The organism is Sinomicrobium kalidii, from assembly GCF_021183825.1.
GTDB lineage: Bacteria > Bacteroidota > Bacteroidia > Flavobacteriales > Flavobacteriaceae > Sinomicrobium > Sinomicrobium kalidii.
The window spans coordinates 242,186-258,787 of sequence record NZ_CP089211.1; the positions used below are offsets into that span (position 1 = coordinate 242,186).

Sequence of the window (16,602 nt, forward strand, 5' to 3'; positions counted from 1 at the left end):
AGAACGGAAGTGCTGGTACCACTTCCGTTGATTACAGTTTTCCTTATACGATCATTCATTTCGAAGTGAAACAAACAATACAGAAAATCTTTCCAAAACTATGAAAAAAAAATTATACGCTTCCCTGCCGGGGCTGCTTTTCCTCGGTATACTGTGGATAAGCGTCAGTTCAGCTGCCCGGGCGGACAATAAACAAAACAACGACCCGGAACATATAAAGATCTCGGTCAATTTCAACAACACCAGTCTTTCCAGGGCCCTTGAGATCATCGGAGAGAAAAGCGGCCTGGGCATCACATTCAATGATGCCGACCTCTCCCGGTGGCCCGGCATTACTCACCGGGCTGTGAACACCCCGGTGAAAGAGGTCATAACCAGCATACTGGACTCTACTCTACTAAAATTCAGGACTTATAACAATACCATCGTTATTTTCAGGGAACAGCAGGGCAGGGTGAACGGAACAGTTTACGACAAGAACACCCGCGATCCCCTGATGGGAGCCACCATTAGTATACCGGGGACCAACAAAGGGACAACAGCCGATTTTGACGGCAGATTTACGCTGGAAGTCTCTTCTTTTCCCGTTCGCCTGGAGATCACCTATCTGGGCTATCAAACCGCTGCGATCACACTCGATTCGTCAAAAGACGATCTGGAGGTATTACTGGAGCCCTCCAGTGAAAAACTCAATGAAGTGGTGGTTACGGCACTGGGAATTTCCAGGGAGGAAAAAAGCCTGGGATATGCCATAGGTGAAGTAAACGGCAGTTCGATGAACGAGACCAAAAGGACCAATATCACCAATGCCCTGTCCGGAAAAATTGCGGGGGTCCGGGTCACGAACATCAGTTCCGACCCCGCCTCTTCCGCCCTGATCACCATACGGGGAGCCTCCTCGATCAACGGGGATAACCAGCCGCTTTTTGTCGTGGACGGCATCCCGGTAAATTCCAATAACCGGAATGCGGAAGCTTCCGGCGAAGGTTATGTCGATTACGGGAATACCTCCATGGATATCAGCCCGGACGATATTGCCGAGGTCACCGTACTCAAGGGAGGTGCGGCCGCCCTTTACGGCTCCCGTGCAGCCAACGGGGTGATCCTCATTACCACCAAAAAAGGCAGGTCGGGAGGAAAAGGCCTGGGCATTACATATAACAATGCTGTTAAACTGGACAAGGCCTGGCTGTTCCCCGATTTTCAAAACCGGTTTGCCGCAGGTTCCGATGTTATGGCCGTGAATGAAAACGGTATTCCCGTAGCCACGGGATCGGCTACCTGGGGCCCTCGTATCAGTCCCGGAATTACGGCCGTTCAGTCCTTTCCCGGGGGCAGTACCGGCGAAGCGCCGTTAAGGGCATATCCCGACCGGCACAAGGACTTCTACAACACAGGATTCACCATGACCAACAACATCGCGGTTACGGGCAACTACAAGGAAGGCAGTTTCCGGCTCTCCTATACCAATTTACAGAACGAAGGTATAGTACCCGGAACAGACTACGGGAAAAACAGCTTCAACCTCAACAGTGCCTACAACATTACCGAAGACCTGAGCATTTCCGCCATGGCCAATTTCTCCCTTGCAGACAGTGACAACAGGCCCACGCAGGGAAAATCGGGGGAAAGTGACAATGCCACAGAGGTGGTATACAGAACTACGCCCAATATCAACCTGGACGATTACAAATCGTATTGGGAAGAAGGTCTTGAAGGGCTGCAGCAAAAGACCATGGACGGCGGAGATAACCCCTATTTTACGGTCTACGAACAACGGAACGAGTTTGAGAGGAACCGCCTGTTCGGAAAGATCCAGCTGAATTACCGGCTAAACGACCAGATCAGCCTGCAACTGCGATCGGGGATTGACACTTACCGGGAACAACGCATTACCAAACGGGCCTTCAGCAGTAACAAATTTCCCAACGGAGCGTATGGTAACAGCATGCTTGATTTTACCGAGATCAACCTGGATGCCCTTTTCACCTACCGGCCGAAGCTCGCGGAAAACCTGGAAACCAGCATTTCCCTCGGTGCCAACCGCATGGACCAGAAACGGAATTATGCCCGGACCTTCTCGGGGCAACTGGAGATCCCGGAGTATTACAACATAGCCAATGCCGCAGCAGGTTCGGTAGAAAACGACGACGGCCACAACCACAAACGTATTAACAGCCTCTACGGACTGATGCAACTGGCCTACCGGAAAGTACTCTTTCTGGACCTTTCTGCACGGAACGACTGGTCCAGCACCCTGCCTCCGGCCAACAATTCCTATTTCTATCCCTCCGCTTCGATCAGTTTTATTTTTTCCGATGCTTTTCAGTGGCAGTCCGATACCTTTTCCTTCGGAAAAATACGGTTGAACTGGTCGGAAGTAGGAAATGATACCTCCCCCTATCAGTTGACCAATACATATCATCTGGAAGACTGGGGCGACCTGAAGCTGGCACAAAACAACCGGAACCTCAAAAACAACCGCCTCAAACCCGAGAAGACCAGGGGCATCGAGGCCGGTCTGGACCTGCGTTGGTTTAAAAACCGCCTGGGACTGGATGTGACCTGGTATAAAAACAAGACCTTCAACCAGATCATCAGTCTGCCCATAGCACAAAGCTCGGGGGGAATATCCAAGGTCATTAATGCCGGGGAGATACAAAACCAGGGCATCGAGATCACCCTTAATACCGTTCCCGTGGATCACGGGGATCTTCACTGGGACCTCTCTGCCAACTTCAGTAAGAATGAAAACAGGGTGAACGAACTGTACGAAGGTATCGACAACATCCAGATAGGCTCTGCCACCGGGATCTATCAGCGGTTATATGTGGGAGGGGCCATCGGGGATTTTTACGATAAAAGAACACCTAAACGTGTTACTTCCGGCCCCCATGAAGGTCGTTTTATCCTCGAAAACGGGATGTTCGTACGCGACAACACCTGGGTAAAGACCGGAAACAGCACTCCCGATTTTACGGTAGGGCTCACCAGCATTTTTAATTACAAAAAATTCCGGTTGGCCTTTACCCTGGATTGGCGACAGGGCGGAGAATTTTACAACTATACCGCCAAAAACCTGATGTCTGACGGCCGTACCACATTTACGGTCCCTTTCCGCGATCCGCAAAGCGGCGGACTCACCTATGAATACAAAGGAAACGTCCGGACGGACGGAGCCATAATTCCGGGGGTCATAGAAAACGAAGACGGCACCTACAGGGAAAACGATGTCGTGCTGCCCGTTAACACCTACTACGGGGAATACTGGGATTACGAAGAATTCCATATGTCCACCGCAACCTATGTCAAACTGCGGGAAATAAGCCTGGGGTACACATTTGCCGGGTTGGGACCTTTTAACAGGCTCTCGGTGGATATTATCGGGAACGACCTTATCAGCTGGTTTGCCTATAAAACCAGGTATAACCGGGACGGCTTTATTATCGGAGATTATGATAAAGGGTACGATCCGGAAACCCAGAACCACCTCTCTTCCAACGGCCCTCTCGGCATTTCTACCGGTGTAGCGGCCTGGCAGTTGCCCGCCACCCGGAGCTTCGGAATAAAACTAAGTGCTAATTTTTAAAATACGGAAGCCATGTTCAACAAATATATAGTCCTCTTTTTTACCATTGCAGTATTTTGCGGCTGTACCACGGATTTCGAGGAGATCAATACCAACCGGAACGACCCGGTTGATGTGGACGCGGGTTACCTGATGAGCTCGGTGATCGTCAATACCACCTACAAGCTTACCAAGGAAAATGTGGAAGGCGTTATGGGGGTACCGTCACGCTATGTGACCCGGGTTATTCACAATGCAGACGACACCTTTAAATGGGATGCCGAAGACTGGGGGTACGCATTCAGCTTTCTTGTAGACAATGAAGACCTTTTACAAAAAGCCCGGGAAAAAGAAGATCCGCACCTCGAAGCCATTGCCCTGATTATAAAGGGATACCTCTTCGGGATACTGACCGATACTTACGGGGATATTCCGTTTGAAGACGCTTTCGGGGCCGGGGAAGAAAACTTTACCCCGGTGTATAGCAGGCAGGAAAGTATTTATACGGAGGTTCTCAATTTTTTTGAACAGGCCAACGAATTGCTTACCCGAAAAGGGAATCTTTCGTTCTACGCCGGTTACGACCCCATGTTTTCCGGTGACGTCCTTGCGTGGCGGAAACTAGCCAATTCCATGCGCATACGCTATCTGTTGCATATAGCTTCCAAAAAACCGGAAGCCTACACTACCCTCCAGTCCATGCTCAATGACCCGGAGACCTATCCCCTGATCCTATCAAATGAAGATAATGCCCTGATCCCCTACCTGGGCAATAAAAAGTCGGACGCTTCCCCCCTCGGTTCCTATGATAACGATTTTTACGACCGCAGGCCCAGCAAGGTCTTTGTGGATTATTTGCTGGATCGTAACGATCCCAGGCTGCCGGTATGGGTCCGTGAAGTAGCCGATCCGAAGGCGGGGACGGTAGATAACAACGCCTATGTAGGGTTGCCCATAGCCCTGCACGGGGCCACCAATTATAACGGTACCACAAACCACACGGATTACGAATCCAGCAATTATTCCGAATTCGGAACCATTTTTCACGAGGACAGTAATCCCCTGTTCAATGCCGTGATCTTCCAGGCCTCCGAAATGTACTTTATTCTTGCCGAACTGTTACAGGAACACGGGATAACTTATCCCGGGGAAACCGCCGAAAGCCTTTACCTGAAGGGAATAAAGACCTCCATGGAACAATATGCCGTAGCTGACCAGGCCGAAGTCCAAAACTATTACGATCAGGAACTCGTGGCCTACAACGGCAGCCTGGAACAGATCATAGCACAAAAATGGGTAAGCCTGTTGTTTGTAGCCGGGTCAGAAACCTGGTTCGATCACCGTAGAACAGGGTTTCCCGTTTTTCCCTTCGGCCCCTTGTCCATACGGGAAGAGATCCCCTACCGGATGCCCTACCCCTCGGAAGAAGCCAGTTATAATGCAGAAAATTATGAAAAGGCCATCAATGACCAGGGGTGGTCTGCCGATGACAATTACGAAAAAATATGGTTACTCCGATAATCTTTATAAAAAAACGTGAATAATGGATAAGCTCTTTGGAGTGAAGGTGCTTTAAACTGTAACCTTATTTGAATTTTTCTGCAGCGTTCCTCCCTTCAGACGAAGGGAGGTGGCCAGACTTTAGTCTGGTCGGAGGGTTTGAAAGCCCAAGCCATGGGAAAAATATAAAAATTCAGCGTTATACCTAAGGTTTGGGCCTGGTCAAACTCCCCGTCCCGCGAGCGGGACACCCCTCTTCTCCCGATAGTTATACGGGATGAAGATGGGAGCCTTTTTCTTATCCATTATTCACGTTAAAAAACAAAAAAAACTACGATATGAAATTATATTATCCCGTCCTGTTCGCCATGGCAATACTGATAGGCGGATGTCAGGACCAAAAAAACAACAAGGCGTCTGCACATCGTGAGGACGAACATCACGGGCACACACACTATCATGCCCAGGACAGTGTCTTGAACCATAAACTGATATTTCCGGCTAAAGTACCGGACCGTATCATTGCCAATCTGACGGTACACCCCGAATCCAGTATTGCCGTAAACTGGCGGACCAACCGGCAGATAGACAGCGGCTTCGTACAAATTGCCGTAGCCACCGACGGGCCCGAGTTCCGGCTGGAAGGCGTAAGAACGGTGAAAGCAAAGACAGAAGCCGTAGAAAACCGGAACAAAAAACGCGATGAACCTCTGGTCAAAGCCCATTATCACTCGGCTTTTATCGATCAGTTGCAACCTGCTACCACCTACGTCTACCGGGTAGGAGACGGCGGTGAGGACGACAGGTTATGGAGCGAGTGGTTCCAGGTGACTACGGCCTCGGACCGTGCCGAAGACGATTTCAGTTTTATTTATTTCGGAGACGCCCAGAACGAGGTCAAATCGATGTGGAGCCGGGTGGTACGGAGCTCCTACTCCATGTTCCCGAAGGTAGATTTTATGCTTCATGCCGGTGACCTCGTCAACAGTCACGACAGCAACCTGGAATGGGGAGAATGGTTTTACGCCGGGAGTTTTATCCACGCTACCATTCCCAGTATCATGACCCCGGGAAATCACGAATACCGGGATGAGGTCCTGACACCGCTCTGGAGACCGCAGTTCACCCTGCCTCAAAACGGGCCTCTCGATGCAGTAAAGGAAAGTTGTTATTTTGTGGATTACCAGAATCTGCGGGTGATCTCCATAGATGCCGTTTCTTTTGAAGACAAGGAGCAGTCGAGAAAAGCCCAGGCACAATGGCTGGATTCCGTTTTGACAGTCAACCCTGGAAAATGGTCTGCCGTTTTCCTGCATTTCCCCGTTCTGTCCGTGGCAAAAAGGCGGGATGATGATAACAGTGCCCTGAAAAAAGCCTTGAAAAAAGTTATCGATAAACACCGGGTAGACCTGGTATTGCAGGGACATGACCACACCTATGCCCGGGGCGAAGTTAAAAACCTGGCTACGGGTGTAACGGGAGCCGACGAGACGGGGACCATTTACGCCGTGTCCGTAAGCGGACCCAAGATGTACGAATCCGCAAAAAAGGACTGGATGGAAAGACGCGGGGAATACACCCAGTTGTTCCAGATCATCAACATTAAGGGAGACACCCTCCGGTACCAGTCCTTTACTCCCACAGGACATATTTACGATGCCTTTGACCTGGTTAAAAAGAACGGGAAGAAACGGCTGTTCAACAAGATTCCGGAAGGAAAGCCCCGGTTGAAGAAGGATTTTGTCCGGGAATGATCCGCTTTGGCGATAAGCTATACAATAAGGTCCGCTGGGATACGTTTTCCGGCGGACCTTGTATTGTAAGGCTTGTTTTTAGTATTTTTTTGTCCCGGACAATTCCGGCTTCAGTATTCCCGGGTAAGCCATCCCCCCGGAACGGGGAAAATCGATACCGAGCAGAAGAGCCGCTATTGAGGGGATATCTTCCAGCTGCATGAACGGGATGTTCATCTCCTTCTCAAAGCCAGCCCCGAACCCGATAAAACCGGTATATATATCGTGAAAGTCGGGGTAATAGCCGTGCTTCCCTCCCCTTTTTTCCTTTAAAAGGGGACCTTCCGTGTCATTATCAAAACAGAATCCCCTGCGGGCCGAAATGGCCAGTTGAACATCGGGATGGCCCTGCATTTCCCGGATCTGTTTTTCTTCAATCACTTTAAACGTGCTCCTTTGCGTAAGCGGTAAACCTTCAAGCATCTTTCTCACCTTTCCCACGGTGGTTTTATCATTCCCGTTTTTCAGGTGCAGAAAGGCCGATCCCCCGGTGGAAAAGAAAAAGGCCTTGTCATCCAAACCGTTTTCCTTCAGCCACAGGTTGGGAGAGATACTCGTATGCGTGGTCACAAAACCGTGATCCCCCGTAATGATAATGGCCGTATGTTCCAGTATCCCGGCTTTTTCCAGGGCATTGTATATTTCACCGACACTGTGATCTGCCCCGGCAACGGCCCTTTTTACCAGGTCTCCCCGTCTTCCTTCCCTGTGCTGGGCTCCATCCGTGTTGGGCAGGTGAACCGTGAGAAGGTTCGGTTTGTATTTTTCTATGATGTAACCGGCAATCCGCCCGAGGTTTACATCCATCCGCAGGGATGACAAATTGTATTCATCGATGTCCAGTTTTCCCGTGGCTTCAGCTACCGCTTCTTCAAACAGGCCCCGGGGATTGGCATATTTTGCCGTTGCCCCTCTCCTGTCCATCGGGTTTTCAAAAGACCAGATCTCGGGGATGTTATAATCGATATGGGGATTATTTACCGTTACCGGCCAGGAAACAGAAGCCGTGGTCTTCCCGGCTTCTTTGGCGGCCTGCCATATGGTTTTGGCCCTGATCTTTTTATGATCGTAGATCCAGCCGTCGGGTTTACCGTCCTTTCCCACTTCAGTATTGTAATAGATGCCGTGTTCTGCAGGTAATACGCCTGTGGACAGGGTGGTATGCGAAGGATAGGTCACCGAAGGGAAAATGGTCCTGACTTCATCGGCATAAACTCCTTTTTCCGCCATTATTTTCAGGTTGGCCGCCGGCCAGTAATCCTCTTTATAAAATTCCGGGCGGAAACCGTCAATACTTATCAATACCACGTGTTTTACTTCCTGGGCGCTCCCTGTTGTAAGGCTGCAGATAGCCAGGAAAAGCAATAATATCCTGATCATGTGTTTCATTGTTTTTCGAGTTTAAAAGAACGGAACTATTTCCGCTGCGTTTTTGTTCGCTACAATTATTTTATTCATGTCCACATCAATCGTAATACGGCCGTCCGCCTCCACCCGGAAATCGTCCAGCTGCCCTTCCCCGGGAATAAAGGAAGGGATCCGGGCCACCGTATATGCATCAGGAACATTGGGATTGTTGTCCTGTTCGATCTGGGAAACGGGATATTTGATCCCGAGGTCCGTGAGCCTCCTGCCTTCCCCGATAAATATCTCCTGGCGCAGCTGGTACACCAGGTACAGGAGTTCATCAACCGTAGCGGCATTTTCAATATCGTCAGTGGTAACACTGGTTCCGGAAACCGTATGGATATCTATATTCCCGGCCTGGCGGTCCAGAACGTATCCTTCTCTATACGGGCTTTCACTGTCAAACCTTACCGCTACTCCCGTTAAGGGGTAGTCGTCCCTGTTTCCCCCGTTCCTTGTTTCCCCGCTGTCGTCGACCGATACTACGGGACGTTCGCCCACCAGTGTAAGCAGGGACTGCAGGGTTCCCCGGGCTTCGGTGATGTTCTGTTGTGCGAGATAGGCTTCCGCCAGGATCAGGTAAGCCTCTTCGGCCTTTGCCAGGGCTACGGGTTTCTGATCGGTCTCCGGGGTCCCCTCCGAATAGTATTTCGGATCGAGGAAGTCCAGTCTCGGCAGCGGGGCCAGGCGATTGGGCGAAGCGTCAAAAACAGCGTTCTGCATCTCGTTCCCCAGGTCGTTCTCCCCGTCGAACTGCGCCTGGTATAACAGGGAGGGGCTGGATAAGGCCGCCCTGGCGGCCTCAATGGCATTGGCCGCCTCTCCCGTATTGTAATATACCCTCGCCTTTAAAAGCCGGTAGACCGCTATCCGTTCGGGATCGGTCTCCAGGTTGATGGCATCATCCAGGTTTGATAAGGCACGCTCAAAGATCTGTTCGGGGGGAAGTACTGTCCCGAGGTTGGTTTCCGGTAATCCTGTAAACAGCTCTCCTCCGAGGATATTGGCATACCCGAGGCAAAAATGCATAAAAGCCTCATCTTTGGCCGTTACCGAGGCGTCGGCGATAACAACCGTACTGATCCCGTAAACGGCCATTTCGCGCAATGCCTGGACATCGACCTGAAGGCTGTTGACATCCACATCGAAATAATCGATCTGCGGAATATCAAAGACCTTGCTGTATTGCGAATAATTGTTGAAGTAATTATCGGAAGTAATGGCCACATTTACATTTACCGTATTGGCCGTAACCGCCAGTTGACGTTTTAGTCCCGCAACCCAGCTTCTTACGGAATTGGGGTTTTCGAGATAAATATCTTCAGTGACATTGGGATTTTCCACGCAGGATACCACACAGGTCAGAAGAAGTAACAGGTATATGCTTTTCTTGTTCATGATCGCTTTTTAAAAGTTAATTTTTACTGAGGCCAGAAATTGTCTCGGGGCCGAATAGGTTGCATATGAGATACCCCCGGTGCTCGCTCCGCCCTGTCCCTGGGCCGCACCGCTTATGGTGGCTTCCGGGTCGAATGTGGAGGAGGTAAAGTTCAACGGATTGATAGCTGTAAGCCCGAAGACCATATAATCATAGAACCCGTTTGCCCCGGGTCTTAAGGTATAGGTCAGTCCAATAGTACGGATCTTCAGGAAATCTGTCTTTTCCACAAAACGATTGGTAAAATTGAGCCAGTTGCTCCTTCCGTTGGCTTCGATCTCCCCCGCGGGAACAAAGTCCTCCGAAGCCCCGTAATAAAACCGGAACTGTGCATCCCAGTTATTGGCATAGGCCCCAGTCTGGTAGGAAGCATTGCTGAACAGGCTGAAGTTCTTATAGGAAAAATTCAGTCCCAGGTTACCGAAAACATCGGGGATGGTAGAACCGAGGTACGATTGGGGCGTGGTTTCTTCCAATACCCCGTTTTCGTCAAATACGCCGTAATTTCCACGTAAAAAACCCACCGGGTGGCCTTCCTGTACCACGGTTTGCAGCGTCCTGGGGCTGAACCCGTTGATATTAAAGGCAGGAGCGCCCCCCGCATCGAGCACTTCATTGTGCAATGTGTTTACGGAGGCATTAAAGCTCAGCCTGATATCATCGGTTGCAATGGGGATCACGCTGGCACTAAACTCAAAACCGTAATTTTCAATTTCCCCTATATTGTACAACTGGCTTACGGAATACCCTCCCGAAGGTGCCGGGGGTACATAAAACAAGGCATCTTTGGTCAATGCCCTGTAATAGCCTGCCGAAAGGTTCAGCCTGTTGTCCCAGAGCGTTACATCGATCCCGCCCTCTACGGTTGTGGTCTTTTCCGGTTTCAGGTTGTCATTCCCCGGTTGTCCGAAGAATGCGGCCTGGTCGCCCAGGTAGCCTTCAAAAACGATCGTTTTCTCATGGGCATAAGCGGGCGGCAGGTTCCCCGCCACTCCGTAACTACCCCTTAAACGCAGGATGTTGAGCAGCCCCGACTTGAACCAGGGCTCGGAAGACATCATGTACGACAGTCCCGCTTTCGGGTAGTACTGTGTCCCGATATTATCCCCGAACGCCGGGTTGCGGTCCCCGCGGATACCGAGGTCCAGGAATAGTTTGTCGGCATACCCTATATTTTCCTGCAGGTAGATCCCGTAGTTCAGCACTTCGCTCAGGTATTCGTCACTGTCCTTCACTGCGGCGTCGCTGATGGTCTGGGCACCGTCCCTGATATTGCTCCCGGTGAACAGTATCTGGCGGTCCCTGGTCCTGAAAAACTGTCCGCCGAGCGTGGAAATAAAAGAAAAGTCACCGGTTTCATAGGTATGCTGTGCCGTAAGTTCGAGGGTGATCCCGAGATAATTGCGCTGTACGTTTTCAATACTGCCTTCATCGGTAACTTCCTGTCCGCGGGTTGCCGTAAGATACTCGTTGGTCTGCACTACATTCTGTTCCTGCATCCTGAAGTCAATACCCCCGGTAAACTTTAGCAGGAGGTTATGCACAGGCCGGTACTTAAAGATCTGCGACGTGGTAAAGCGGTTCACCACGATGTTATTGTCCTGGAGCCTTTCGGCATTATCCACAAATGCCCTGATGTCCCGGAACTCTTCGTCCGAAAGTTCGTCCAGGCGGTTGTTGAATCCCGGGCCCGTTATCGAGGAAGCCCCGTCTTCGGCAAACCAGAGCCCGGTATAACCGCCCTGGTTACCGTTGCGGTTCCGTTTGTATTTGTTATAGACGTAAATAAAGGAACTTTCATAATCAATGTTGTCTGCCAGTTTTGCCCGGAACCCCGTACTGAAATCGGCTTTCAGGTTCTCATTCTGATCGTGGATCTGTACCCCGGAGCTGTTTCTGAAGCTCCCTGAAAAGTTGTAACCGAATCCCTTCTCATTTTCGCCGTTGATATTGAGGCGGTATTTCTGATAGGTCCCGGTCCTGAAAAGCAGGTCTTCGGTACGGTCGAAATAAAGAAAATCGGTAGTTGCCGTCTCAAAACCGGATTCGGCCTCTACGATGAGGTTTGTTCCCGGTTTTCCGCCTTTTTTGGTAAATATCTGGATCACCCCGTTGGCGGCATCCGATCCATAAAGCGTAGTGGCTGCTCCCCCGTTGATATATTCGATCTTTTCGATATTGTCCATGGGGATATCGGCAATGGCGCTCATGGCCGACCCCTGTGAACTCCCGCCCAGGGCAGAACGGGTGTTCAGGTTGTCCAGCCGTACACCGTCAAGGTAAATAATGGGGGTGGAATTCACAAAGGCGGAATTGATCCCCCTGGCCCGGATAATGGATGTTGCCCCGGCCTGTCCTCCCGTAAGGTTGATCTGGGCATTGGGGAGTTTGGCGGACAGCTGCTGGTCGATCCGCTGTGAAGGGATCTGCTCCAGGTCTTCCGAATTGATGGTGGTCACCTTTGTAGGCAAACGCTTTTTCCTTACATCGGCGCCCTGCCCGGTCACCACCACTTCATTTAAACTCTCATAGGAAGGCACCAGAACGATCACAAGCTCATCGGCGGGGCCGGAAACCGTTTGTATATAGGGTTGATATCCCAGGTAAGACACCTTGGTCTTTACGGGAAACGTAGCGACTTTAAGTGTAAACGCCCCGTCCATATCGGTTACGGCTCCCGTATTGGTCCCTGCAATAATGACATTGGCTCCGAAAACGGGAAGGCCTCCTTCATCGAGGACCATCCCTTTTACCGTATTCTCCTGCAGGACCTTCCCGGAACGGGATTTTCGTTTCAGGGCGACGGTCTTCCCGTCCATCAGGTAGGAAATGGGGGCTACACGTTTTAAATTGTCCAGGTTGCCGAGCACCCCGAGTTCTTCCTTGAATTCGTAGTCTTGTACCGTAATGTCGTTAAAATTGTCCGGGTTGTACACAAAATTTATTTCCGGGTAACCGGATTTGAACTGTTCGAGTATAGCACTTAGTTTTAAGGACAGGTAACGTCCGTCCGGTGTGCCTGTCACGCTCGTGTAAAAGAACATCGAACACAGGAGGACACCACACATTTTCAGGTAGGAAAATTGTTCTGACTTCATCTTTATTATTATTTAGTCTTAAGGTTAATTTTGAACTACCACAAGGGCCGTTGTGACAGCGTGTGAAGGTTTTCGGGCCAACCACCCGAAATTGCCGTGATCTTTACAAAAGGGTCATTTGAAATTTTTCATAAGATTGACTATGTTTGGTTTTTCTTTATTATTATTTAATATTGAACTTTCGGGAGGGGAATCGGGCCGGATTCTCCTCCTGTTTATTTACAGGAATTCGCAATGACGCGGTATTCCCCCGGTCCGGTTTCCCTGAAATGGATATCGTGTGAAAAGCCTATGATCCTGAAAAAATGTGATATGTCGTTCTCGATCTTAAATGTGCCCGTGATACGGCATTGCACGATCTTGCGGGCATCGTAGTGTAGTTTTATATCATAATAGTTCTCGATCTTTGTAAACAACTCCTGCATCGGGGTATCGGAGCATTCTATGGAAGAAGTCGTCCAGGCTATGGGGCTTTTCTCATGGAATTCACGTACACCTCCCTGCAAACGGTCAAAATCATAGACAAATTCTTCCCCGGGACGCAACTGCTGCCGGGAACCGTTCTCCATTCCTATATTCACTTTCCCGGAAAAAAGAGATACCCTGACATCGGGGTCTTTTTCATAGGCGTAAACATTAAAGCGCGTGCCGAGTACGGTAACCCGCAGGGAATCGGTTTCCACGCGGAAGGGATGAAGGCTGTCTTCAGTGATATCGAAAAAAGCCTCGCCATAAAGTTTTACCTTACGGGGTTCGGAGGGAACATAGGAAATCACGGAGTGGCGGTTGAGAATGACTTCAGAGCCGTCATCCAGTGTTATATGCCTGGGGCGTTGCATCCGGTTTTCAATGCGTACCTCCTGTTCTGCAAAAAAAGCTTCCCGGACCAAACCGGCAGAGAGCAGGATAAATATCGCGGCTGCCGCGGCCGTCCCAAAGGTCTTTAACTCCTGTTTTAAAACAGACCAGCGAATGCGTTTCCATATCCTGTCCCGCAGACCGGCATCCCCGGCATCCCTGCCTTCGGAAGCCTTCCAGATATCATCGATTTGCTTGTGAAGTTCGATCTCCCTGTCCGGCGTATCGTATTTTCTGTTTTGTTCCATACTTTAAAAATGAGTACATCCGGTATTCGATTTTTAAAGCGGTTCCCCCTACCCTTTTACTTTTTCTTAACCGTTTATTTAACCTGAAGAAACCCTTTTTAGACAGACCTCAATTGTTTTTTGAGGATCTTAAAAGCTTTGGTCAGCTGGTTTTCAACGGTTTTTACCGATATGTTCTTATAATTTGCTATTTCCGCCCTGGTAAGCCCTTCGATCTTATGAAGGGTAAAGATTTCTTTACATTTGGCCGGAAGCACTTCCATGGCCATGAACAACTTTTGACGTTGTCTTTTTTGAAGCTCGGGGTTTTCGTCATCCGAAGGTTCCGGATTGTCGGGTAAATGCAATGTTCCGGACGGATAAAAGCGTTTTTTCTTCTTTAAGGTATCAAAAATGTAAAATTTGGCGATGCGGACCAATTGTGCTTCGACCGTCACTTCGTCCGAAAGTCCGGTACGGGTATTGTAGAATTTAAGGAAAATGTCGTGAACCAGATCTTCTGCTTCCGTCTGGTCTCCTGTAAACTTCAATGCCAGATAATATATCCTGCGGTAGTACTTCACATAAATGCGCTCCAACGCCCTCTTATCCCCTTTTATAAAATCCGAAAGTAAAGACATGAATACCGGCAGTTAAAATTGGATCTCAAATTTATGCCCGTATCTGCTTTATGAGGTTTGCAGGAACATTAAAAAACCTTAAAGTTATTGTTATTCTCACTTATTTATGATCCCGGAGCCCGTAAAATCCATAATAACGATTCCATTTTAATTTATCGGGAAACCAAATTCCCTGTATTTAACAGGTCAATATACCGTAAGAATATTCCTGTTGTTTTTTATTTTCTTAGTTTGTAAATTGATTTCTGCTATTTCTTTAGTCCATGTTGACCTTAAGTAAACTGAAAATATATTCCCGCTATGGCGGTGATGGAGATCAATGGTTAAAAACCGCCTGGTCCCGGGAAAAGAGAGGAATTACCATAAATGAATGGTTGTTGCTGGAAGATCTTGTATATATTTAATGAACACGCCCCGGAAAATATGGCCTTCGAAAACAGGATATTCGAGGAATTGTGTGATAATAATAAAACAGCTGAATATTTAAAAAAGTTACTGGTAACCACCATAGACATTCGTAAATTGTTTTTCTTTCTCAGATTCCTCTATAAAAAGGAAGGCCGGCTTAAAAAGGGCAATCTGATTTCAGGTATATCGAAGTGATTTTGCCGGCCTTCCTGCCAGAAAAGAATTTTTTATTACTCCTATCGGTCTCAAGGTGATTGATAAACCGGGGAATTTACTCCCCGGCCTACCTTTCCTCACAAGATGAAAAAAACCAAATTAATAAATAAACAACCTTACTTTTCACATTTATAATGAAATGCCTGTAGTGATCTTTTTCTTTTTCTCACCCGGATTTTCCGTCCTGCCCGTAACTTCCATACCAAGAGATAATCCGATTTCATCAAAAATGAGTTCGGGAGAAACCGTATCAAGACCTGTCCTGTATATTGAACCTACAGGCTCACCGGTAAAGCTTGAATTCAGCCAGTAAAGCTTTCTGAACAGGTTGTCAAAATCCATGGAAAGCGTAGCAGAGACATTGGTATCTACCATCGTTGAGAGCGGTGCAGTCCCGTCAATGCTTCCCTTCAGGATAACATCCGAGCCATCGCCCGGCTCCCCGAGATCGGCAACATAAATATCCGCTCCGAACGCATCGACGGCCATTCCCCCGATAATACGGAAGTTCTGATCGTCGTAGACCGTACGCAATGCATTGTCGTTCAATCTTATTTTATTCACCTTATTTCGTCCTTCAATAAAATACAAACTATGAGTGAGCAGGTTATAATCCATTTCGCTTATATCATTTAAAATACCTTCCTGAAGAATATCAACCGTTCCCCCGTTCGTACCTGTTTTTTTGATAGCGATCGAAAAATCGGAAGAATTGGTTTCCGCATAAAACACTTTATCAATCAGTGCACTGACGGCAAGGGCATTTATGGGCCCGTCGGTCTGAAGGATCGTTTGTGCATTACTCCCGTCTTCTGCGTTGACCTTAACAATGCCGGAAATGGTTTGAGAAGTCTCCGGGTCGACATCCTGTACTACGTAATACAGTTCTCCCGTAAGAGGGGACGCCGCCAGGGCAGGTATAAAACCTGTGCTGTTTACGATGGGGATGCGGGAAGTATTTCCGGAAAGCGACCGGACACCCTTAAATATAGAAAAACCATTGGCATCCGCTTCAATCCAGTACACGGGAAGCACCAGGTTTTCGAATATATCCAACCCTCCCAGAAACAGCTCCCGGCCATCGATCTCAACCGTCAAAGGCCCTGAAACGGCATCTTCGGACAATCTTACGGTAACACTGCTGTTGGCATTAAAGGCTACGATATCGGCTTCTTCCCCGTTTTGTTTTACATGTAAAGCGTTTTTATCCGTTCCGACATCACCCTTGATTTGTAAAAGTGATCCGGGCGCGGCCTTGGGGGTCACAACTTCCAGGTCACTGAGACTGGAGGTTTCCTCCATAATATCGGTTTCTTCATCGCTACAGCCTACAAACAGGAGGTTAAGAGCGAATACGCAGGCCAGGATGGTTGAAAGTTTAACAATGCCCGCTGTTTTGTTGAGGACATTCTGTTTTAGTATTGTTTTCATTTTTATTTTTTCAGGTT

10 protein-coding genes are annotated in these 16,602 nt (G+C 48.8%); 4 read left to right on the top strand and 6 right to left on the bottom strand.

What is annotated here, in order from left to right:
• The first annotated feature begins 100 nt into the window (after window positions 1–100).
• The 3 genes from LS482_RS00970 to LS482_RS00980 all read left to right on the top strand — a co-directional run bounded on the left by LS482_RS00970 (window position 101) and on the right by LS482_RS00980 (window position 6,822).
• The gene (locus tag LS482_RS00970; RefSeq protein ID WP_233029869.1) at window positions 101–3,589 is read left to right on the top strand and encodes a SusC/RagA family TonB-linked outer membrane protein; all 3,489 of its coding nucleotides are present in this window, start codon (window positions 101–103) and stop codon (window positions 3,587–3,589) included.
• Window positions 3,590–3,601: 12 nt separating this feature from the next.
• Window positions 3,602–5,089 carry a SusD/RagB family nutrient-binding outer membrane lipoprotein gene (locus LS482_RS00975; protein ID WP_233029870.1) on the top strand — a complete coding sequence of 496 codons (1,488 nt, stop codon included), beginning with the start codon at window positions 3,602–3,604 and terminating at the stop codon, window positions 5,087–5,089.
• A gap of 317 nt (window positions 5,090–5,406) precedes the next feature.
• Window positions 5,407–6,822, top strand: coding sequence for a purple acid phosphatase family protein (locus LS482_RS00980; protein ID WP_233029871.1), 1,416 nt, complete (start codon window positions 5,407–5,409; stop codon window positions 6,820–6,822).
• A 78-nt stretch (window positions 6,823–6,900) separates the two neighbouring features.
• Here LS482_RS00980 and LS482_RS00985 read toward each other — a convergent pair whose 3' ends face one another.
• The 5 genes from LS482_RS00985 to LS482_RS01005 all read right to left on the bottom strand — a co-directional run bounded on the left by LS482_RS00985 (window position 6,901) and on the right by LS482_RS01005 (window position 14,530).
• Window positions 6,901–8,250, bottom strand: a complete 1,350-nt coding sequence (locus LS482_RS00985; protein ID WP_233029872.1) for an alkaline phosphatase family protein — start codon at window positions 8,248–8,250, stop codon at window positions 6,901–6,903.
• A 12-nt stretch (window positions 8,251–8,262) separates the two neighbouring features.
• Complete coding sequence (locus LS482_RS00990; RefSeq protein ID WP_233029873.1) at window positions 8,263–9,666, bottom strand: tetratricopeptide repeat protein; 1,404 nt, start codon at window positions 9,664–9,666, stop codon at window positions 8,263–8,265.
• Between the two features lie 9 nt (window positions 9,667–9,675).
• On the bottom strand, window positions 9,676–12,804 hold the full coding sequence (locus LS482_RS00995) for a TonB-dependent receptor domain-containing protein (RefSeq protein ID WP_233029874.1): 3,129 nt from the start codon (window positions 12,802–12,804) through the stop codon (window positions 9,676–9,678).
• Window positions 12,805–13,019: 215 nt separating this feature from the next.
• Window positions 13,020–13,910: a FecR family protein gene (locus LS482_RS01000; RefSeq protein ID WP_233029875.1), complete on the bottom strand. Its 891-nt coding sequence runs from the start codon at window positions 13,908–13,910 to the stop codon at window positions 13,020–13,022.
• A 98-nt stretch (window positions 13,911–14,008) separates the two neighbouring features.
• Window positions 14,009–14,530 carry an RNA polymerase sigma factor gene (locus LS482_RS01005; protein WP_233029876.1) on the bottom strand — a complete coding sequence of 174 codons (522 nt, stop codon included), beginning with the start codon at window positions 14,528–14,530 and terminating at the stop codon, window positions 14,009–14,011.
• A gap of 263 nt (window positions 14,531–14,793) precedes the next feature.
• Between LS482_RS01005 and LS482_RS01010 the strand changes: the two genes are divergently transcribed.
• Complete coding sequence (locus LS482_RS01010) at window positions 14,794–14,934, top strand: hypothetical protein (RefSeq protein WP_233029877.1); 141 nt, start codon at window positions 14,794–14,796, stop codon at window positions 14,932–14,934.
• Window positions 14,935–15,283: 349 nt separating this feature from the next.
• On the opposite strand, the gene LS482_RS01015 is transcribed toward LS482_RS01010, so the two are convergent.
• Window positions 15,284–16,585 carry a hypothetical protein gene (locus LS482_RS01015; protein ID WP_233029878.1) on the bottom strand — a complete coding sequence of 434 codons (1,302 nt, stop codon included), beginning with the start codon at window positions 16,583–16,585 and terminating at the stop codon, window positions 15,284–15,286.
• Window positions 16,586–16,602 lie beyond the last annotated feature (17 nt).

Excerpts from the sequence above, each read along its gene's own strand:
- LS482_RS00970 (WP_233029869.1), top strand. The coding sequence starts at position 101 with ATGAAAAAAAAATTATACGCTTCCCTGCCGGGGCTGCTTTTCCTCGGT.
- LS482_RS00975 (WP_233029870.1), top strand. The coding sequence starts at position 3,602 with ATGTTCAACAAATATATAGTCCTCTTTTTTACCATTGCAGTATTTTGC.
- LS482_RS00980 (WP_233029871.1), top strand. The coding sequence starts at position 5,407 with ATGAAATTATATTATCCCGTCCTGTTCGCCATGGCAATACTGATAGGC.
- LS482_RS00985 (WP_233029872.1), bottom strand. The coding sequence starts at position 8,250 with ATGAAACACATGATCAGGATATTATTGCTTTTCCTGGCTATCTGCAGC.
- LS482_RS00990 (WP_233029873.1), bottom strand. The coding sequence starts at position 9,666 with ATGAACAAGAAAAGCATATACCTGTTACTTCTTCTGACCTGTGTGGTA.
- LS482_RS00995 (WP_233029874.1), bottom strand. The coding sequence starts at position 12,804 with ATGAAGTCAGAACAATTTTCCTACCTGAAAATGTGTGGTGTCCTCCTG.
- LS482_RS01000 (WP_233029875.1), bottom strand. The coding sequence starts at position 13,910 with ATGGAACAAAACAGAAAATACGATACGCCGGACAGGGAGATCGAACTT.
- LS482_RS01005 (WP_233029876.1), bottom strand. The coding sequence starts at position 14,530 with ATGTCTTTACTTTCGGATTTTATAAAAGGGGATAAGAGGGCGTTGGAG.
- LS482_RS01010 (WP_233029877.1), top strand. The coding sequence starts at position 14,794 with ATGTTGACCTTAAGTAAACTGAAAATATATTCCCGCTATGGCGGTGAT.
- LS482_RS01015 (WP_233029878.1), bottom strand. The coding sequence starts at position 16,585 with ATGAAAACAATACTAAAACAGAATGTCCTCAACAAAACAGCGGGCATT.